The sequence below is a fragment of the Neobacillus thermocopriae genome (assembly GCF_010975035.1).
Classification (GTDB): domain Bacteria; phylum Bacillota; class Bacilli; order Bacillales; family Cytobacillaceae; genus Neobacillus; species Neobacillus thermocopriae.
In genome coordinates, this window is the sequence record NZ_JAAIUV010000001.1 from 70,699 (window position 1) to 90,186 (window position 19,488).

A 19,488-nucleotide genomic window follows, 5' to 3' on the forward strand; every position below is an offset into this window, starting at 1 on the left:
GACATGTATGAACTACTTTTTAAGAGAGTTAAAGAAAGAGGATAAAGACATTCTCTATAAATGGAGAAATAAAGAAGAGATTCGCCTTCATATGTTCCATTCTACTCCTATATCTTATGAACAGCACGTGAAGTGGTTTGAGAATGTGTTACAACATCAATCCAGTGTTTATCGAATCTTTATGAATCAAAACACCCCATTGGGCCTTGTCTCCTTCAAGATCAACCCACAACATCAAACTTGTTTTTGGGGTTTTTATGTAGGAGAAGAAACAGCCCCTAAAGGAACGGGATCCATCATGTGCTCTTTGGCCTTAGACTATGCCTTTGATTATTTAAAACTTAGAAAAGTAATTGGAGAAGTATTAGCATTTAACAAAAAAAGTATTAAATTACATCAAAAACTAGGATTTAGTCAAGAAGGTTACTTTAACAAAGAAATTATCAGGGATGGAGAGTTCATCGATGTGATTCGTTTTGCTTTATTTGAAGAAGATTGGGTGAACCATAAAAAACAATTAAACATCCCATATATACAAAGGAGTGATTGATTGTATGAAAGAGATAAAGCTTGGAAGTAGATCGATAGGGCCAGGTCATCCTCCTTTTATTATTGCAGAAATGTCAGGGAATCATAATCAATCATTGGATCGTGCTCTCGAAATTGTGGATGAAGCGGCAAAATCGGGGGCACATGCCTTAAAAATTCAAACCTATAAAGCAGATACCATGACACTCGATATAGACCACGGTGAATTCAAAATTGAAGACCAAGAAAGTTTATGGAAGGGAAAAAGTCTCTACAAACTCTACCAAGAAGCATATACTCCATGGGAGTGGCACGAACCCATTTTTGAACGTGCTCGTAAATGGGGGATGATCCCCTTTAGTACTCCATTTGACGAAACCGCTGTAGACTTCTTAGAAACGTTAGATGTCCCAATGTATAAAATAGCCTCCTTTGAAAATAACCACATACCACTTATTAAAAAAGCCGCAGCAACAGGAAAACCTTTAATCATCTCCACAGGAATGGCAACAGTAGAAGAGTTAACCGATGCGGTCCATGCAGCAAGGAGCGCCGGATGCAAAGATTTAGTCCTGCTAAAGTGTACCAGCACCTATCCCGCCTCACCGGAAAACACGAATATCATGACTATTCCTCATATGCGAGACTTATTTCAATGTCAAGTGGGATTGTCTGATCATACAATGGGGATTGGAGTGGCTGTCGCCAGTGTAGCACTCGGTGCCACGGTCATTGAAAAACATTTTACGTTAAGAAGAGCAGATGGAGGAGTGGACTCCGCCTTTTCCATGGAGCCGTTAGAAATGAAAGCTTTAGTGGAAGAATCTGAACGGGCTTGGCTATCACTTGGTAAAGTTTCATATGGGCCAACAAAAACCGAACAGAAATCCACCATCTTCAGACGTTCCATCTACATTACGAAAAATGTAAAAAGCGGAGATATTTTAACACCTGAAAATATTAAAGTCATCAGACCAGGCAACGGATTGGCCCCAAAATATTACGAAGAAGTATTAGGAAAAAAAGTCATAAAAGATATCCAAGCCGGAACTCCATTAAACTGGGAAATGCTAGAAAGATAAGCGTAGACGCGGCGTATGACCTAGAGACTCTCCAACTGAAATAGAGGAAATACGAAGAGCCCTAGAGGCATGTTGACTTATCGTAGGACGAAGAGAGAAAGCGTCTCGCCACTAGAAAAAGTAGATATTTCTTATCATATAAAAAAGTAAGATTACATCTTGGTATAGGATGAAATCTTACTTTTTTTATTTAGGAGAATTTCAAGTGAGTCTATTAATGAGATCCATTAATTTCTTTCCTGAAGTTCCATCATTATATGTGGTTGATATATATTGGCGCCTGATTTGACGATACATATCCCTTTTTTTCTTTGATTGATAATATTCTCGTATGAGCTGATAAAGTTGATCAGGATCTGTTTGCACAAACTCGCCTAACTGATCATAATAATCATATGTCCGATTACTGATCATAAAATTGTAAATAAATACGGGTTTTTGAAAAAGTAGGCTTTCAGTGACGACTGTAGACATGGTGGATACTACTCCGTCTACGTGTGACAACATTTCAAACAGAATGTTCCCTTTCGCTGTATAGGTTTTAACAGTCGGAAATCTCTTTTCAAGTTCCAAATAAGTTTCGAGTTTATTTTTCCCTATCTCCCACGGATGGGGCTTTATAATAATTTGAAATTTAGGATCCGTTGCTAGATTTTCAATAAGCTTTTTAAATCTCTTATTATCAATACTAGTACTAGTAATAACAAGTAGAGTTATTTTTTTCGGATTTAATCCGAATTTTTTAATAAACTCGTTTTTTCTAGGGTCTAATCCTAACATTCTCAGAAAATCAGCTTTGTTTTTAGAAGTATAACGAAAAATATCATCATATTTCGGGTGACCTATGGGAGCAATGCAGTCTTCTTTGACCCCTCTTTGGATGTACCAATGTTTTTCATATTCACCATATACACCAACTTTTGTCGTAAAAACTGGCATAAAGGCTTCTTCCCCCATTAATATTCCATGCTGCAAACAGATACTCTGAATCCCTTTCGCAGCCCCTACAATAGCAAGTGCTCTGCTAATGACATCTTCGGTCGTTCCTAAAATAATAAAGGAAATGGAATGCTTTTTTAATAGTTGAAAGGATGAATGAATCGCGGTTACAATTTGGGGGATTCGGTTTAAGAAAGTAGATTGAAAGAATTCATTTCCATAGGCGGGATGATCTGAATATTTCTGAAAAAGCTGACGCGCATTTTTCACAAGTTCATCTGAAATTTCACTAAGATCTTTTTGGTAATTATCCATACTTTCACAAGGGATTCCAAATAAATGGGATTGTCTCGACCGAGCTACTATAATGGTTTTTGCAGGATCAAATAGGGTACGATAAGTCCATTCACTAATTCTAGAATAATTGTAATGGACTAAAATTTTTCCTGCATGCTCCTTTTTAATGTCATCGTTTTTCTTTATTTTATCCATCCAATGATCAAAATAGGGCTGAATCTGATTTTGCTCCAAAAGAGGGATGGTTAATTCCGACTGAAATTGTTCATTTTCCATTTGACGTTTGAGTTTATCATCAATTTGTTGATAGAAATTGGTTAATAAAGCAATCGGGATATTGTGATAGGTTAGATGTTGAAATATGTCTATAAATTCTTTGTATAGTGTCCAATAATGTTTGAGATAGATACTCATTATTTATTCACCCGCTTTATCTTTCTTAATATATCTCTTAGTTCCTGACATGTTCTTTGCGGCGGAAGTAATTTAGCAAATTCTCCTGGTTCGTCTTGAAATAATTGAGCATGTATAGATTTAGGTGTAATATAATTAAAATCCAAGATTTCATTAACAGGATAAAAAGGCCAAAAATGATTAATTCTCCAAAAAAATCTTGCGTCTCCTAATCGGTAAAATTCTGGATTTTCATCCCAATAGGAGCCAAACTTTTTCTTAATGATAGGGAGTATCGAACGACGATGCATGATGGAACAATGATCAATCATGCAAGGAGCAAGCCAAGTAACATCGTTTGCCGGTCGAATAATAGATCGGATGATTTTTCCCTCATCATTTAAATAACTTGTTTTAGAAGCAGTGTATACAACCATTGCTTTAGGATTCTTGTCCAAAAACTCCGTAAGTTTTTTAAACTTTTCCTTATGAAAAAAATTGTCATCTGTTGCATAGGCAATATATTCTCCTTGTGCCATTTCCAAAGCTTGATTAATCAGAACCGCATATCTCGTTTTTTCTACTCTTTCCTGCATGCTTTGGATATTACTCTTGAAAAATTTTACCCGTTTATCTTTAAGAAACGGCTCTATCATTTTTAATGTTTCTTCATTTGAATTATCATCCATTATAAATAATTCAAAATCAGTAAAAGTCTGTCTTAAGATGGCTTTTATCGATTGGGCCACATATTCGTGCTTATTGTAGCTTGTTAATATGACAGATATTTTCGGCACTTTTTTCACCTCTACTTTGTCTCAAGTTTTTCCATTTACCTCGTATCATGTATTTCTTCATAATAATGTTGATTCGCTTTATATAGACTTTCGTGTGTTCCAGCGTCAAGCCACCATTCTTTTAACACATCATACGATAATTCATTTCTCTTAATATAGTAATTATTTAAATCAGTTATTTCTTTCTCTCCACGTGGTGATGGCTCCAACTCCTGAATCACATTAAATACATCGACATCATAAAGATAAATACCAGTTACACAATACTTGCTAGGTGGATTTTTTGGTTTTTCAACAATCGAGTGAATGGAATGTGTGTTTTTATCAAATGACACGACTCCATATCTTTCTGGATCTCTCACCTCTTTTAATAAAATTTTCGCTTTATAGTCTTCTTTGTAAAACTCTTCAATCATTGGACGTAAGTTTTCATCAAATAAATTATCACCCAAGAGTACAACAAATTTATCATCGACAAAATCCTTCGCACATGCTAAAGCATCGGCGATTCCTCCCCCTTTTTGATTTTGAATTTGGTAAAACAAGTTAACTCCCCATTGCTCACCAGAACCCAACACTTTTTTGAACGACTCTATATCTTCACGGTTCGTAATAATCAAAATTTGAGAAATCCCTGCCTGTTTTAATCGCCTAATCGGCCAATAGATCATTGGATAAGGGCCAATTGGCAGCAGATGTTTATTAATTACCCTAGTCAACGGATCTAAGCGTGTTCCTTTTCCACCAGCTAGAATAACACCCTTCATCCTTTAACCATCCTTTCAGTACATTTTTTATTACATTTCATGTTATGAAAAGAAGGACTGAAATGGTACAACTTTCAGTCCTTCTTGTAGAAAGTGGTCCTTTTACTCATGAAATTGGGTATTCTATAGGTCAAATCTCTCCCACCACCACTTGTTATCTACATACCATTGGATGGTTTGTGCAATTCCAGTTTCAAAGGTATAAAAGGGTTTCCAGCCAAGTTTTTCTAACTTTGAAGGGTTGATGGCATATCGCTTGTCATGTCCTAAACGGTCTGGTACAAATTCAATTAAATTCTCAGATTTTCCTAACCGCTTAATAATGGTTTTCACCACTTCTATATTGGTTCGTTCATTATGACCGCCAATATTATACACTTCTCCAATTTTCCCTTGATGAAGGATCATGTCGAGAGCTTGACAATGGTCCATCACATGGAGCCAGTCACGAATATTTTTTCCATCCCCATAAATCGGGACTTTTCTATTGTTTAATACACGTAAAATCGTTAAAGGGATTAATTTTTCAGGATAATGGAAGGGGCCATAATTATTAGAACAGCGAGTAATATTTATTGGAATTTGATAGGTTTCATAATAGGACCGAACTAATAAATCGGATGCTGCTTTACTTGCACTGTAGGGACTATTTGGTTGAAGAGGGCTTTCTTCTGTAAAAAAAGTATGGGGATCAAGGTCCAGCTCACCATAGACCTCATCTGTGGAAACATGAATAAATTTTGTCACACCATATTGTTTCACTGCATCCAATAGCACTTGTGTACCCAAGACATTGGTTCGGACAAAAATTTCTGGATCTTGAATAGAACGGTCTACATGGCTTTCTGCAGCAAAATGAACAACATAGTCAAACTTGAACTCTTCAAAAATAGAAAAAATCCTTTTTCGATCTATGATATTTGCTTGAATAAAGTGATAGTTTTCTTTTTTTTCAATATCACGGTGTTTTAAAAGATCCCCAGCATAGGTTAATGCATCTAAATTATAAATATGGTAATGGGGATATTTATTAACCATATATTGAACAAAATTGCCTCCAATAAAACCGGCGCCACCAGTAACCAAAATCTTTATGGTTTCCATTCCATCACCTCTTTTCCATAGAATCTAAGTAATGTTTTACAGCCTCTTTCCAATGGGATAGTGGACGAAAGCCTGCTTCCACAAGTTTTTGCTTGGACAAGCGTGAATTTTTAGGTCGAACGGCTAGGGTTGGATATTCTTCTGTTTTAATCGCATTCACTTTTACATTTTTTCCTGTTAATCGAATAATTTCTGTAGCGAATTCAGCCCAACTGCAATACCCTTCATTGGTAGCGTGATAAATTCCATATTTATCTGTTCCAATCATATCTAACAATAAGCGAGATAACTCAAGGGAATAAGTGGGGGAACCAATCTGGTCTCCGACAATATTGAGTTCATCCGTCTTTTCGGCTAACTTTAAAATGCTTTTTACAAAGTTGCGTCCATTTCTTCCGAAAACCCAAGATATTCGAACAATAAACCAATCTGTTAAGTGGGATTGAACAATCTTTTCCCCTTCTAACTTAGAACGTCCGTAATAATTAACCGGATTGGTTATATCTGTCTCTTTATATGGTATGTGTCCACTTCCCTCAAAGACATAATCTGTGCTTATATACATAAATTTTGCATTTATTTCCTTTGCTGCATTGACTAAGTATCTTGTCCCATTTACATTAATTTCCCAACAACGTTCCTTTTCTTTTTCAGCTTGATCAACAGCCGTATAGGCCGCACAATGAATAATGGCATCGGGATTTTCTGCTTTTATATAGTCATAAACCAACTGTTCATTCACAAGATTTACCTCTTTTGAACTAATTCCTATCATTTCATACCCACGATGAATGCCTTCCATAAACACGTCAGATCCAAGTTGTCCGGTATAACCTGTAACTAGAATTTTCATCATCAATCACCATAGAAGAAATTAATTTCTGCTGTTGATAAAAGAGGAGCACATTCATCTTTCTTAGACAAAATGGGAGTCATCCGTAGTGGCCACTGAATCCCAATTGTTTCATCATTCCAACGAATGCTCCGATCATGTGCTGGCGCATAGAATTCGTCCACCTTGTATTGAACTTCGACATCATCCGTTAATGTTAAAAACCCGTGGGCAAATCCTTTTGGAATGAACAGTTGTCGTTTATTTTCTGAGCTTAAAGTGACACCAACCCATTGGGCGTACGTAGGACTGTTCTTTCTAATATCTACTGCCACATCAAAAATGGCGCCACTTAAACATGTAACTAACTTTGCTTGGGCTTTAGGCTCCAATTGATAATGCAATCCCCGAAGTGTACCTTTCATTTTTGAATAGGAACGATTATCTTGAACAAAATGAATGTTGATTCCTGCCTGTTCCAACACCTTTTGATTATAGGATTCCATAAACCATCCACGCTGATCGCTAAATACCATTGGCTCAATAAGCAATACACCCGGCAAGTGAGTTTCCTTTATATTCAATGAACAACACCTCCTTTTAATGTATGCAGCTAATCTGTGTTTTGATAACACTCACCTTGGGTGCTTGTGCTATATACTTCTCCAATTTGAAACAAAAAAAGACCTTATGTCTGTTGGTCTTCTCAACAAACATAAGGTCTTTTTTACGCCCTCGGCAGGAATCGAACCCACAATATAAGTGAAGATAATACTACAAATCCAATAGTTCAAACATGGATTCTAGCGCAATTTTAGCTTTATATTAAAAATAATTTATAATATCTCAAAACAATTGCTCGGACAAAAGTCGGACATTTATATCTCATAATTCATCAAATAAAAGCACTTCATGAGGGATGTTCTTCAACATTTGAATGAACTCCCTTTTTTTCACTTAGTGTAAAATCGAAAAATTTTAGCTTATTTTATCTCGTCAAAGATCAAGACTTTATGCCTTATCCCCTTAAGCCATTCTTCTAATTTCTTCCTACGATTTTCTGTTTGTGTAAAGAAATATAATATTGGTGCTTCGTCTTTGTATCCTGGAAGAATTTCACGAAATAATGGCGAAGCTACAAAAAAAGAAGAAAAAGATGTAGTTCTACTTTACGCTGTAGGCCGTATTGTTGAATCGTACTCAACAAATATGGACAAAGAAAAACGCGACTTATTTAATGGGCAATATAAACAAGCGAAGATATTATTGGATTAAACATGAGGCGATAAAAATGAATGTAGTCATTGAAATTCATTATCTTACAACGGGAGGCAAAGTGCTGCAAAGCGAGACAAATTAACACTTTAATTAAAAACCGTTTTAGTTTCGAAGTTAATAAATCAAAATTAGCTTTAGCACGTTAAAAAGCCCCCTCTCAAAAGAGAGAAGGGGCTTTTTATTGTTAATGGATTTACCATTTTAGCACCTTCAATAATAAAATAAGTGTATACAAATTTAGAATTTCGTATTTTATAAAGGATATTTCTTTTGATTAGCGAACAAATATAGTACACTTAATTACGTAATTTTAAATTGTCGTTATATTTTTCGAATTTTTCGACTACTTTCCGAATACATATTAAAATTTTTGTATAGTATATTTTTTAAGGGAGGATATTTTATGTATTTTATTAATTTTAATTTCACTTTAATTAAACCAATTGGAAGTTTGTCCGAGTCAAGAATAGGTATCTTAAAAAATATGTTTAGTGATAATTTTCCTGAAATAATTCAACCCGCTGATAATACAATCATTTTTAGAAAAGGCGCAACTGCACTAATCATTTCTCCAGATCAAATTGTCTTTGCTTTTCAAGGGAACGAAAATGAAATAAATTTTGAGGAGATTACATCTACCTTGGTACATACAAACGAAGCACTTGGATTATCGAATAAAGCAATTATTATTCAACGATTAGAGGCCATTGAATCAATTAAAGTAAATTCCCTTGAAAAATCAAAAGAAATAATAAAAGATTTTAATGATTCTCAGAATGTTGATGGTGTAGGTTTAAGATTAATTATTACTACCCATCCAAATTTCCATGGTGATATTCGCGTCGAACCGTTTATAAAAGATGCAAATAAAGTATTTTATCAAGTTGCATTGGATTCAAGAGGGGAAATTTTGATTTCCGATGCAAAAGAGAAATTCAAAGAAATGTATAATTTTAGTATTCAAAAAGCTAGAGAGGTTTCCAAAAATTTATTCTCTATATAAAGGAGAAACTATGATGAATCCTTTAGAAAAAAAGCAATTATTGAAGGAACAATTTAAAAAACGGATACAAGCAAGACGAAATCAAAAAGTAAAAACGATTTCCTTTAAAGAGCTAGGAATAACGTTTGAACCTGAAACTATAGAATGGTATAAATCAGTTGAAAATGGAGGTGTAAAGTTTGACTAGGACCTCCGTTTCATTCGACATTGATAAGAAAAATTGGAATAATAAAAACACTTTTCCCGATTTTGTTTACACTGATGCTAACTCCGTTTTAGAAATTTTCTTTAATAGACAATACGGACAAGTTACTGAAGATTATATTAATGAACTAGTTAATAATCGAAATGGGTTTATTACCTGGTCACAACATACTATTGATGAAATAACCCAAGTAATTCATGTGGATGAATATTTCAAATTAGCAAAAGCAAAAAAAATTCGTGGAAAGAACATTTGGAAAGTAGCTGAAAACACAGCCACTGAAAAAGAATCAATTTCAATTGCACAAAACGTACTAACTAAAGTAGATTCAATTATAACTACCTTGGAACAATTCGGTGGTAAAACTGAAGTAGACGAACAAGCAACTAACGCCTTAACAAAGCATATTTATTTAAACTATGGTCTCAGCATTAAAGACGCCAAGCACCTTGCTATTGCTAATCTATCAGGTATAAATAACATACTTACCCATGATGCTGGGTTTTTAAGATTTCCAAATATTAATGTATATGGAGCAAGCAAAGAAATCGTACGAAATTATATACCTGGACAAGCACCATCCCCTTATGTGGATTTAAGTAAACAATTAATTTTACAGCAATCAGAAGAAGAAATAGAAGATGAAAATGCGAGTTAAAAAAAGCCCCTTCTCAAAAGAGAAGGGGCTTTTTATTGTTATTGGATGGCTCCACTATCGTCTGTGATCAGCAATGCACCGCTATCTTGGAGGAAAAACCTCTCTCCGCCATCCGTGATATACCCTGTTTTCATATCCCCGTTTTTCCGGTCAAGGAAGTACCATTTATCATTTAGATAGATCCACCCCGTTGCCATCGCACCATCAGCCAGGACATAATACCATTTACCTTTCCAACTGATCCATTTACTCGTTGCCATACTTCCGTCAGACTGCAAAAAATACCATTTTTTATCCGTGTGTAACACCCATCTATTTTTAGCCATTACACCTTTATCGTAGTAAAACCATTTGCCATTAGATAGTTGCCAGTAGGATTTTGTGTTGGTTGATGCACCAATTTTTTTCTTTAATCCGAAGGCTTTCACAATTCCGTTTACATGTCCTTCTGCGATTTTATCCAGGAATGCTCCATCCTTCAGTTTGGCAACATCTGTTGAATTATCGATAAATAGATTTTCGGTTAAAATAGAAGGCATGTTGGTTTGTCGTAATACTGCATAATTTGCTCTCTTCTTACCTCTATCCTTAACATTACCGATTGTTTGCATAATCTCAGCATGTACAACATTTTGATAGACAACGGATTTGGAGCTGGCATTCGTATGGATAAATGACTCCCAACCCGTTCCTCCACCAGCGTTGATGTGGATAGACATGAAATAATCTGCTTTCCATTGATTCGCTTTATTCGCCCGTTCTGCTAAGGTTAGATATCTATCATCAGTCCGGGTGTAGGACACTTCCACACCTTCATATTCGCCTAATAGAGTCCCAATTTTTTTGGCGATAGTAAGAGTTAAATCTTTCTCTTGCAGCCCAAAGGCGCAGGCTCCTGGATCGTGTCCGCCGTGCCCTGGATCAATCATAACCTTAATCATTATTTATTCTCTCCTTTTATTAAATTAAAAAGAGCAGCAATACGCTACTCTTAATCTTGTTTTGGTTTTTGATATTTAAGTGCTTGGCTACTATCACTTACACCTGCAGTTGTCGGGTCATTAACGATACCACCAGCAATCAACACAAGTAAAATAGCGTCTACATACTTTTCATAATGTCCTAGGTCCATTAAGCCTAAGTCAGTTACAATGAGCCCAACTAACGCAAAAAAAGCCACCCAAAACGGATAGCTTTGTAATCGTACTTTCCAGTTAATTTTCAACCTCATTCATCTCCCTTTTCCAATTTATCAATGCGCTTATGAGCCTGCTTTGCGGACTCTTCTACCCTTGTCACACGTTCGCCAAGCATTCCAATTTGCTTTTCATTGGCCTTCAGGTCGATCCGAATGTCATCAACTCCCTTAATGATATAACCTAATTGTGCCTTTATTTCAGCACTTTCTGACGCCTCTTGCTTTGTCTCATCTGTATTTGTTTTTTGCTTGTTAAGTTGATAACCTTGATAGGCAACAATCAATCCTAATACCGATACAAGAATTCCTAACTCAATCGTCAAATGTAATCGCTCCTTAGTTCCAAGTTATAGATTTTATTTCCTCAATGGTGGTACAAGATTCTAGTATTGGCTGTAATTCATTTCTTAATTTAGCAATCTTACTGTTTTTATGGCCATAAGCCTTTTGAATTACCCTCATAAATGAGTCTTTGTCCAGCATGATTCTAACAGGTTGTCCGTCTTTCCAAGCTGTCCATTCCTGTTCAGCAATTATATTAGACGTGAATAAAACCAAAGTTTCTGTGAAATTGTCTTGTGCCTCAGCGTCAAAGCTAAATTCGTACTCTATTCCGTTTACAGTGGCTTTAAAGTATCCTAAAATATCTTCCCTACATGCTTGACTTAACTCAGCGAATTTCTCTTGTTTTAGCTGATTTAAGACACTTTCCAAGTCACTCTCTATCCATTTATTATTTTCTAAGTCAAATTTAGGGGAGTAGAAACCCTCTCCCCAAGGGAATTCTATGAGAATTTTTCCTTCTTTTCGTGCCACATCAATCTGTTTCTGTGTCATCAAATAATGTTCAACTATGTTTCCATCTGAATCTACTTCCCAAACTTGAATCATCTAATCTCACCTCTCATATTATTTTGAAGCTAACCAGCTACAACCGTCTAAGGATACCCATCCGTTAGCACCCGAAGGAACATAGATAAGTAATCTTCCAGTAGTTTCAAGTGTTATATATCCCACTTGATAACCGTTTCCACAGTTTATGCTAAAGGCAATTTTATTTAACGGTCTAAGACCAGCAGGAACAGTCCAAAGTTGTCCGTTACTTCCTCCTTTAATAGCACCAGTAAGGTAAACCATGCCGTCTGCTGTTTGATATATACAAGGGTACTGATAAATTGGAGAACCACCGTAAACAGACCATCCACTCGTCATAGAACTATAGAAATATATCGGTTGTGTTAATAGGTTAATAGGCTTGTCAAAGGAGATTGCACCCGAACCACCATCAAACCACATGGCTGAGTACTTACTGTTTCCTCGGAACTCTAGTGTGTTACCTGTTATAACAAGCCCACCAGCCTCCTTACCATTGTGTTTAGTGGAGAAGTCAATAGCACCTTGTCCAACCTTAACCCTGTCTTGTGCTGTTATACCTTCAAAGTTATAGTCCAATACACTTAAAAGCCCTGTACTGTCTAAGGTTAAGGAGTTTGTACCATATCCATCATTGTACGGGTCAATGACGAATTTACTTCCCTTAATAGTAGAACCGTTTAATGTACCTGAGAATGTGCCTGTAGCACCACTTAGAGTACCTTTAAACGTTACGTTACCGTTTGAATCAACTACGAATTTTCCGTTACCTAGGTTCATAGTTACACCATCGATTGACCCTGCTGTTACGTTACCTAAATCTGCTGATAGTGAACTTAACTTACTTACATTTAGTACATCAGCAGTCATTAGAGCAGTTGCCCATGTACTTCCGGTCCATTTCTTGATAGCTATTACTTTACCGGATGAGTCAGTTTGGAACCACGTACTATTGACAGCAGGATTGCTTGGGGCAGTAGTTCCCATGTGTGCTACACCGTCTTTTCCTTGTGGTCCTTGTGGTCCTTGCGGTCCTTGATCCCCTTTATCTCCTTTATCACCCTTATCTCCCTTAGCACCTGTAATACAAGCAGGAGAACTTTCAATAGTCGTACCGTTTGTGTACTTAGTTACTGTCTTAGACCACATGTACTTTCCGTTCTGCCATGCTGGTGCAGTTGTTGACCAACTACCACCTGTTAGTGATGTTGGTGAAGTTGAAAGATAATACCATACGTCTACCGAACTTATACCGTTACCAGTACTTCCTTTTCCACCAGTTACACATATAGGTGTAGTGGTTATACTTGTACCGTCTGTATAAGTAATAACACTTCTAGTCCAAATATACTTACCGTCCTGCCATGTTGGTGCTGTTGTTGACCAACTTCCTCCACTTTGAGTAGTTGCAGAGGTAGACAGATAATACTGTTCTTGAATTGAAGATACGCCTTTACCATCTTTACCGTCCTTACCGTCTTCGCCTCGTATCAATGACCAACTATAATCAGTAGGGTTCGTGGATTCATTAGGAGTCGATTTGTTATAGGCTATACCCATATACTTCTTGCCAGTAGGTGAATCCGACATACCGGTTCCTTTATCGTCATCAGCGTACTTAATCCAAGTGTAGTAAGTTACACCGTCAGCACCTTTCACACCTTGAGGACCTTGAATTAAAGCCCAGGTATAATCAGCAGGATTGTTACTTTCAGTAGGTGTCGTTTTGTTGTAAGCTAGCCCGATGTATTTCTTACCATCAGGATAATCCGACATGCCGTTTCCTTGTATATCATCAGCGTATTTGACCCAAGTGTAAAGAGTTTGACCGTCTTTTCCTGCTGGACCTTGGGCTCCGTCATTTACATCAGCAATTGTATACTGCGATACGGATATGACCTTATCATCCGACACAACTTCAACGATAAACGTGGCTTTTACGTCTACATCATCGCCAGTGACTGTAATGGATTTGCCTGTGCGCGTAAAGCTTGTCTGAATACCATCCTTATCCTTTTTAATCCATCTGTACATGAATCTAGTACCGTCCAAGTCAGTCTCTTGACCCGCTAAAAAAGTTACTGCGCGTAATGTAGTTGTACCTACACCATTTTTAAAGACGCTTCCAGCGCTGGAAACTATCGTAGAGAGTACTAGTTTGGATACCTTATCGTTCATGATTTTTTTAAGACTAGCAATCTGTTTTTCTAAATCTTCTTTTTTGTATTCAATAAAGTTGCCAATCTTAAAATTTAGGACTCTCCTTAATGAGACGTCCTCCGTAATTTCCTGTATGCGAGCTTCAAGATAAAGAGGAGGAGTGTAGCCGTCATCTTTAATCCGCACCGTTTGGCCAAGCCTGATTTTCTCATGTTCTCGGCCATAAATATGCTCGATAGCAGCCGCTTCACATTCGTAGCTGACAATAGCGTCAATACGCTTTTTTAACTCGTTTTCAGTCAATTGTGTTAATCGTTGGAGAGTCATGTTTTGATCGGTAGATTCAGGTTCGTAGACCTCAATTAAGTGCTGACCATTTCTCCCCCAGCGTTGGAGTGCCTCTTTATCTTCTACTAATACGGTTAAACGTGTACCATCTTCTCGTTCCGGTCCAATACCCAACAATGCGGTCACTATCCTGCTGCTGTCCTCTTTTCGCTTTATACCGATAAGGTCTTTACCAAACAGGATTTCCTTGCCTTCAAAGCCGGCAATCTGTTTTTTCATGTCCACGTATCGGGCAACAACTTTATTCCCTTTGACAACGATTCTAAAACGCAATTCAAGGTCAAATTCAGAGGCGATTAATTTAAGCAGGCTATATGGATCTGTGTGCTTTTCAATTTTTATAGTGCGAATAAATCCAGGGTAATCAACATCCCCTAGTTCCCATTCAGTGCCGTCTACTGCTAGCTGACCAGCAATTTGTGGAGGGGCACCTTCTATCGTTTGTGGCTCAATTACTTTTGCTTTTTTCAAATCGACGAAACTAGCATCCGATTTTACGATTTTTTCATTGCGTTTGTATTGCTCCGCATAGTTGATGATGTATTCATGGAAATATCCATCCGCATCCTCAACAAGCAATCTATTTCGTTTTTCAAGCAAGTTAAACTTTTTATATGCAATAAAATCAAACGTATTTTGATTTTCAAGAGATGAGACGCGTACAGGGTCTGTTAATTCTCCCTTTATCGTGTTGAGTGTACCAATGATGTCATCAGTCTGCTTATCAAGAATGTGCACTAGCGCCATCTATCACGCCACCTCACTTCTGTAGTTAAGACTGCATCTGCAGGCTCTACCACAACGGCATTGGCTCCGGGTTTTAACGGAAAATAATCCCCAATAAATGCTTTCTCCTTTGTGATGTCCTCCCCGTTACGTCTAATAATATCGTTGACATGGTCAAACTCAACAATGTCACCAACTCTCGCCACGTATGGGACTTGGTTTTCTGTGCCATTATTCAACTTAAAGACCTTGATATCTTGAATTCTTTGGTCAGTTGTTGGCACCGATCCGTACTGCCATAATTGCACTTGTATTTGACCTATTGGAGCTGTATAGAGATTGTTGGTATCATGCCATTCTTTTAATCTCCTAGAGTGATGCTGCCCTTTATTATCAATTTGAGCAACATAAGCAGTCCATACATTGCCTTTTCTTGTGATCCGTAAAATCCCATCAAAATTCGCCCAAACCCATTCATAATCTCCACGCTCGTTGATAATGTCATGTCCTTTAGCATCATTACCGGCTCGCAATCGAGCCCAGTTAGCTTGAGATCCAGCAGATCGTTTAGTCATTAGAAATTTACAAACAATTCGATTGTTAACATCAAGAGCATCAATCTCAATGCTACCGGTTTGTCCAGACTTTCCTTTTTGAGTAATAAGCACATCAATTTTAAAGTCTTGTAAAGTTGATCCTAAACTTGCCTTAAGTGCCGGACCATGCCAACCCGTATCAGTTCCATAGTCATCGGTGTAAAAAGCATAACCGTTTGATTTTAGCGTACCTTTATTTGTGCCACCTTCGATAGTGGACGTTCCTGTCCATCCAACAGTGGTATTACATTGATGCCAAAATATCCTAGTTTCTGGCTCGTAAGGTTGTTGAGTCACTTCGGTAGGGGTGCCTATCAGATTAATATTTTCTCCATCACTAACAGCCAAATAGGTGGTATCTTGCTTGACTTCTACTTTTATCACCGGGTATGTCTCAACACTACCAATAACATTCACTGTACCAGCATCCGAAAATGAAGCAGTTTGTTCTGGTCCATACTTGTATGGATCAGGGCATATAAATGTGATAAGACCTTCTCCTCCGCCATCAAAATCCTCTATCTCCAATTGACCATCTACAACGGCATAATAAATTCTATCGGGCTCGTCATCAAAAATTAATTCCTCTGGTTTGGCTGTTATAAGCCATGTGGCTAAATCATCTTTGAGTTTTTGTAATTCCTCTTTATTGCTTGCCTTTATAAAAACAGGCTGCTCAATTATTTTTATATCGGTATTTGTACTTGTTAGGAAAGCTCCAACCTTTCCTGGAATGTATAATAAATTCCTTTTAATATTGTAAATTTGACGTTTTCCTTTTCTCTCATCATCGCAATAGAGATAGTCTTTCCTTTTACCATTAAAAGAAAAGGAATAAATCACTTGCCTCACCTACCTTCATTTAAAAAGATTTTCTCTATTGTTTTTAAATTCTTGCATTTCTGTTATAGGATCGACTAACCATTCTGCCAAAGTTCGTTGATCTGATGTCACAAGTTGGATGTGTAGTGGCTGTCTATTGGTATTCATTGTTCTGGCAATCCCTCTTCCAATTGCTCCTAATGTCTCTTCGTTAAGTGGTAATGCTGCCTCTGGTCCTGCTTCACCAGCTCCTTGTAATCTACCTCCATACATACCGAAAATGGTTGGTTGAGTAAAAATCGCCCCTTTTGCACGCCAATCAACACTAATTTTAGGAACACTAGGTGGTTTAAGGCTAAACTCACCAGAAATTTTAAACTTAGGTAATTTAGGAAGCTCTATTTTAGGAATTTTTAATTTCAATCCAGAAAAGAATCCCTTTATTTCATCTACAATTTCACCAATAGTTACTTTTGCTTCCCGAATAGGTGAAATAATTTTCTCTTTCGTTTGTCTAATAATTTCCGCTGCCTTATCTCGCAAATTATTAAACTTTTCTACTGCACCTTCTTTTAATTCATTGAATTTATTTACCGCACCTTGTTTCATTTCATTAAACTTATTAACAAAGGTTTCTTTTGCTTTTGAAACATTTTCGGAAAGCCAGGAAGTAAATTGCTTCCACTTTTCACTTATCCATTCGGTAATTTTCCCCCAATTTTGTACGACAACAATTATTGCAGCAATTGCAGCCGCAACGGCTAAAATAATTCCGATAATTGGTAACAAAGGTACTTGCAAAGCTGTTACAGCTGCTGCCAATCCAAAAATAACTGGGATAGCTATTGCAGCCACTGCTATAAGTCCGCCAAACACAATTACAAATGTTTGAACGGGTTCAGGTAATTTACCAAACCAATCAGCCATTGTAGATAAGATATCAACAACCGGAGTTAAAGTATCGACTAAATTTTGACCTATTGGAGCTAATGATGTTTGCAGTTCGCGTAAGGATGATTGCCATTTTTCACCCGGGCTTTTTTGTGACATTTCTTCTGCTTTACCAGTAACATCAGTAAAAGCATTTCCAACACTAAATAAAGCAGCAGCCCCATCTATACCCAAGTCTTCAAATTGAGTGGATAATAATGATAAAGCTTTTTGTTGTTCGGTAGGTGTCATCTTATTTAAATCCTGAGATATACTTTCAGCTACATCAGCAACGGTTGCTTTTCCTTTTTCCCAATCCTCAAATACTTTTTGAGTGTCAGCAGAGAATGAATCCATAATTTTCTCAAATGAACCATCGCCTAATTTTATTTGCAACTCCTTAACGGCATCCGCTGCCTTATCAGCGTTCATCGAACCATTTTCCAACCCATTTTTAATGATTTGAAACATTTGATCAGCTGAATATCCTGCTGCTTCAAAATGTGGACTATACTCATTTAGCGTGTCTAAAAAGTCATCAGTAATATCCAACCCATTCATAAATCCAGCAGCAATGAAATCTAGCGATTCTTGACCTGTTAAACCGAATTCTTTCATCAATCTTTTTGCAGCAAGAACATTATCTTTAACATCAGTTCCTGTTCTCTTAGAAATGGTCGTAATTTGATTAGTTAGTTTTTCTAAGTCAGCATTATTTAAGTCCCCGAATTGCTGTTTTACTAGCATTACCGCTTCACTGGCTTCATCCATTGAGCCAACGACACCATTTTTAAACACTTCATCCACTACATCATTCAACTTTTCCGCTTCTTTGGCTGTTATTCCTAAATTAGCTTGCAAATAAGTTTGTGAGTCACCAAAAGATAACCCCATATCCATTGCAGTTTTACCTAATTCAAGCAATTTATCAGTTACACCTTGGATAGCGTCTGCAACCTCCATAAAGAGATCAGCACTTAATTTTTTATTTACACCATCCAGTCCCTGTTCTGCTTTATTACCGCTTGATTTCAAGCTTTCTAATTTGCTACCAAACTGTGCAATTTCGGTCTTTGCTTGATTGAGTTTTGTTTCAAGCTGCATAACTTCACGACTATTTTCACCATATACTTTTTTAGCTCTGTCAAGCTGATTCTCCAAATTGCTGACGACACGTTCGGTTAAAGCCATTTGTTGAGATAGTTGTTTTTGAGCTAATTCAACTCTATCTGCTTCAGTTGCATTTTCTCCTAGTTGAGCCGCCTGCAATTTAAAAGATGATGTAAGTTTTTTCTGTTCAGTTTCTAATAGTGAGCTTTCACTTTTTAATTGTTCAAGTTCCTCCTGTGCTTTTCTGGCCTCCTGTGCTTCTTCGGATAAACCTTCATTTACACGATCCAATGACCTTTGTAATGACATTTCAGCGCGCTCTGAATCTAATAATCTGTTATACATTTGAGTAAGTTGTCCAGTTGTTGTCTTTGTGCTTTTGGACATTTCCTCATATTGAGCCCGTAACATTTCAGTTCGTTTCCGAGCTGCTTCCATTTGAACTTCAAGTTTCTTTTTCTCAGCACGAAGTTTATCAGTTACTTTTGCGTCGTCACCCATTGCAGCAATATGGTTCTTATATTCTTTAGCTGCAGTATTCATGATTGCATTTATTTCACGCAGCGTTTTTGCATATTGGACTTGTCCATCCATTTTGAAATTCAAGACTACATTTTTTTCTTTATCTGCCACTTATCCCACCTCACTTTCGACTATAAAAAGGTGTTTGGTCTAGGTAATAAACTTTCTTTTCTTCTTTAAGTGCGTCTGGGTTTGTATATTTAAGGTGCATAATGAATTGTTTGAGTAAGTGATTTGGTGTGACATTCCAAAATGTCTCCATGTCCCAACCTAATAAGGTGTTACCAACATAAAAATAAAAGTCCCAATCCAACGGTGTA

The 19,488-nt window shown here is 36.9% G+C and carries 19 protein-coding genes; 6 read left to right on the top strand and 13 right to left on the bottom strand.

Annotated elements, in window-relative coordinates; all coding sequences use genetic code 11:
- Nucleotides 1–7: 7 nt before the first annotated feature.
- On the top strand, nt 8–550 hold the full coding sequence (pseH, locus tag G4Z05_RS00355; RefSeq protein ID WP_163249858.1) for a UDP-4-amino-4,6-dideoxy-N-acetyl-beta-L-altrosamine N-acetyltransferase: 543 nt from the start codon (nt 8–10) through the stop codon (nt 548–550).
- Between the two features lie 4 nt (nt 551–554).
- Nucleotides 555–1,610: a pseudaminic acid synthase gene (gene pseI, locus G4Z05_RS00360; protein ID WP_163249860.1), complete on the top strand. Its 1,056-nt coding sequence runs from the start codon at nt 555–557 to the stop codon at nt 1,608–1,610.
- A gap of 201 nt (nt 1,611–1,811) precedes the next feature.
- On the opposite strand, the gene G4Z05_RS00365 is transcribed toward pseI, so the two are convergent.
- From G4Z05_RS00365 to rfbC, 6 genes are all read right to left on the bottom strand, one after another.
- Nucleotides 1,812–3,260, bottom strand: a complete 1,449-nt coding sequence (locus G4Z05_RS00365) for a CDP-glycerol glycerophosphotransferase family protein (RefSeq protein ID WP_163249862.1) — start codon at nt 3,258–3,260, stop codon at nt 1,812–1,814.
- Nucleotides 3,260–4,036 (bottom strand): glycosyltransferase family 2 protein, encoded by a 777-nt coding sequence (locus G4Z05_RS00370; RefSeq protein WP_163249864.1) that lies wholly within the window; start codon nt 4,034–4,036, stop codon nt 3,260–3,262. The genes G4Z05_RS00365 and G4Z05_RS00370 overlap by 1 nt, the downstream gene beginning before the upstream one ends.
- A 35-nt stretch (nt 4,037–4,071) precedes the next feature.
- Nucleotides 4,072–4,803: a sugar phosphate nucleotidyltransferase gene (locus G4Z05_RS00375; RefSeq protein WP_163249866.1), complete on the bottom strand. Its 732-nt coding sequence runs from the start codon at nt 4,801–4,803 to the stop codon at nt 4,072–4,074.
- A 123-nt stretch (nt 4,804–4,926) separates the two neighbouring features.
- Nucleotides 4,927–5,907 (bottom strand): dTDP-glucose 4,6-dehydratase, encoded by a 981-nt coding sequence (rfbB, locus tag G4Z05_RS00380; RefSeq protein WP_163249868.1) that lies wholly within the window; start codon nt 5,905–5,907, stop codon nt 4,927–4,929.
- A 4-nt stretch (nt 5,908–5,911) separates the two neighbouring features.
- Nucleotides 5,912–6,760 carry a dTDP-4-dehydrorhamnose reductase gene (rfbD, locus tag G4Z05_RS00385; RefSeq protein WP_163249870.1) on the bottom strand — a complete coding sequence of 283 codons (849 nt, stop codon included), beginning with the start codon at nt 6,758–6,760 and terminating at the stop codon, nt 5,912–5,914.
- Between the two features lie 2 nt (nt 6,761–6,762).
- Nucleotides 6,763–7,323, bottom strand: a complete 561-nt coding sequence (gene rfbC, locus G4Z05_RS00390; protein ID WP_163249872.1) for a dTDP-4-dehydrorhamnose 3,5-epimerase — start codon at nt 7,321–7,323, stop codon at nt 6,763–6,765.
- A 514-nt stretch (nt 7,324–7,837) separates the two neighbouring features.
- On the opposite strand from rfbC, the gene G4Z05_RS00395 reads away from it, so the two are divergent.
- The 4 genes from G4Z05_RS00395 to G4Z05_RS00410 all read left to right on the top strand — a co-directional run bounded on the left by G4Z05_RS00395 (nt 7,838) and on the right by G4Z05_RS00410 (nt 9,883).
- Nucleotides 7,838–8,014, top strand: coding sequence for a hypothetical protein (locus G4Z05_RS00395; RefSeq protein WP_163249874.1), 177 nt, complete (start codon nt 7,838–7,840; stop codon nt 8,012–8,014).
- Between the two features lie 406 nt (nt 8,015–8,420).
- Nucleotides 8,421–9,020 (top strand): hypothetical protein, encoded by a 600-nt coding sequence (locus tag G4Z05_RS00400; protein WP_163249876.1) that lies wholly within the window; start codon nt 8,421–8,423, stop codon nt 9,018–9,020.
- Between the two features lie 13 nt (nt 9,021–9,033).
- The gene (locus tag G4Z05_RS00405) at nt 9,034–9,207 is read left to right on the top strand and encodes a hypothetical protein (RefSeq protein ID WP_163249878.1); all 174 of its coding nucleotides are present in this window, start codon (nt 9,034–9,036) and stop codon (nt 9,205–9,207) included.
- Nucleotides 9,200–9,883 carry a hypothetical protein gene (locus tag G4Z05_RS00410; protein WP_163249880.1) on the top strand — a complete coding sequence of 228 codons (684 nt, stop codon included), beginning with the start codon at nt 9,200–9,202 and terminating at the stop codon, nt 9,881–9,883. Before G4Z05_RS00405 ends, G4Z05_RS00410 begins: the two co-directional genes overlap by 8 nt.
- A gap of 38 nt (nt 9,884–9,921) precedes the next feature.
- Here the strand turns inward: G4Z05_RS00410 and G4Z05_RS16455 are convergent, their stop codons facing one another.
- The 7 genes from G4Z05_RS16455 to G4Z05_RS00445 are packed head-to-tail and all read right to left on the bottom strand — an operon-like array spanning nt 9,922 to nt 19,279.
- Entirely contained in the window at nt 9,922–10,824 is a 903-nt protein-coding gene (locus tag G4Z05_RS16455) for an N-acetylmuramoyl-L-alanine amidase (protein ID WP_163249882.1), read from the bottom strand.
- A gap of 50 nt (nt 10,825–10,874) precedes the next feature.
- Entirely contained in the window at nt 10,875–11,114 is a 240-nt protein-coding gene (locus G4Z05_RS00420; RefSeq protein ID WP_163249884.1) for a phage holin, read from the bottom strand.
- On the bottom strand, nt 11,111–11,404 hold the full coding sequence (locus G4Z05_RS00425) for a hypothetical protein (protein WP_163249886.1): 294 nt from the start codon (nt 11,402–11,404) through the stop codon (nt 11,111–11,113). Before G4Z05_RS00425 ends, G4Z05_RS00420 begins: the two co-directional genes overlap by 4 nt.
- A 13-nt stretch (nt 11,405–11,417) precedes the next feature.
- Nucleotides 11,418–11,972 (bottom strand): DUF4376 domain-containing protein, encoded by a 555-nt coding sequence (locus G4Z05_RS00430; protein ID WP_163249888.1) that lies wholly within the window; start codon nt 11,970–11,972, stop codon nt 11,418–11,420.
- An 18-nt stretch (nt 11,973–11,990) separates the two neighbouring features.
- Complete coding sequence (locus G4Z05_RS00435; protein ID WP_163249889.1) at nt 11,991–15,209, bottom strand: phage tail spike protein; 3,219 nt, start codon at nt 15,207–15,209, stop codon at nt 11,991–11,993.
- Nucleotides 15,200–16,636 carry a distal tail protein Dit gene (locus G4Z05_RS00440; RefSeq protein WP_163249892.1) on the bottom strand — a complete coding sequence of 479 codons (1,437 nt, stop codon included), beginning with the start codon at nt 16,634–16,636 and terminating at the stop codon, nt 15,200–15,202. The genes G4Z05_RS00435 and G4Z05_RS00440 overlap by 10 nt, the downstream gene beginning before the upstream one ends.
- Before the next feature lie 6 nt (nt 16,637–16,642).
- On the bottom strand, nt 16,643–19,279 hold the full coding sequence (locus G4Z05_RS00445; RefSeq protein WP_240465277.1) for a phage tail tape measure protein: 2,637 nt from the start codon (nt 19,277–19,279) through the stop codon (nt 16,643–16,645).
- Nucleotides 19,280–19,488: the final 209 nt, after the last annotated feature.

Bases quoted from the DNA above. Each gene is read 5' to 3' on its own strand.
- rfbD (WP_163249870.1), bottom strand. From the start codon at position 6,760: ATGAAAATTCTAGTTACAGGTTATACCGGACAACTTGGATCTGACGTG.
- pseH (WP_163249858.1), top strand. From the start codon at position 8: ATGAACTACTTTTTAAGAGAGTTAAAGAAAGAGGATAAAGACATTCTC.
- G4Z05_RS00375 (WP_163249866.1), bottom strand. From the start codon at position 4,803: ATGAAGGGTGTTATTCTAGCTGGTGGAAAAGGAACACGCTTAGATCCG.
- G4Z05_RS16455 (WP_163249882.1), bottom strand. From the start codon at position 10,824: ATGATTAAGGTTATGATTGATCCAGGGCACGGCGGACACGATCCAGGA.
- G4Z05_RS00435 (WP_163249889.1), bottom strand. From the start codon at position 15,209: ATGGCGCTAGTGCACATTCTTGATAAGCAGACTGATGACATCATTGGT.
- G4Z05_RS00365 (WP_163249862.1), bottom strand. From the start codon at position 3,260: ATGAGTATCTATCTCAAACATTATTGGACACTATACAAAGAATTTATA.
- G4Z05_RS00405 (WP_163249878.1), top strand. From the start codon at position 9,034: ATGAATCCTTTAGAAAAAAAGCAATTATTGAAGGAACAATTTAAAAAA.
- rfbB (WP_163249868.1), bottom strand. From the start codon at position 5,907: ATGGAAACCATAAAGATTTTGGTTACTGGTGGCGCCGGTTTTATTGGA.
- pseI (WP_163249860.1), top strand. From the start codon at position 555: ATGAAAGAGATAAAGCTTGGAAGTAGATCGATAGGGCCAGGTCATCCT.
- G4Z05_RS00420 (WP_163249884.1), bottom strand. From the start codon at position 11,114: ATGAGGTTGAAAATTAACTGGAAAGTACGATTACAAAGCTATCCGTTT.
- G4Z05_RS00430 (WP_163249888.1), bottom strand. From the start codon at position 11,972: ATGATTCAAGTTTGGGAAGTAGATTCAGATGGAAACATAGTTGAACAT.
- G4Z05_RS00400 (WP_163249876.1), top strand. From the start codon at position 8,421: ATGTATTTTATTAATTTTAATTTCACTTTAATTAAACCAATTGGAAGT.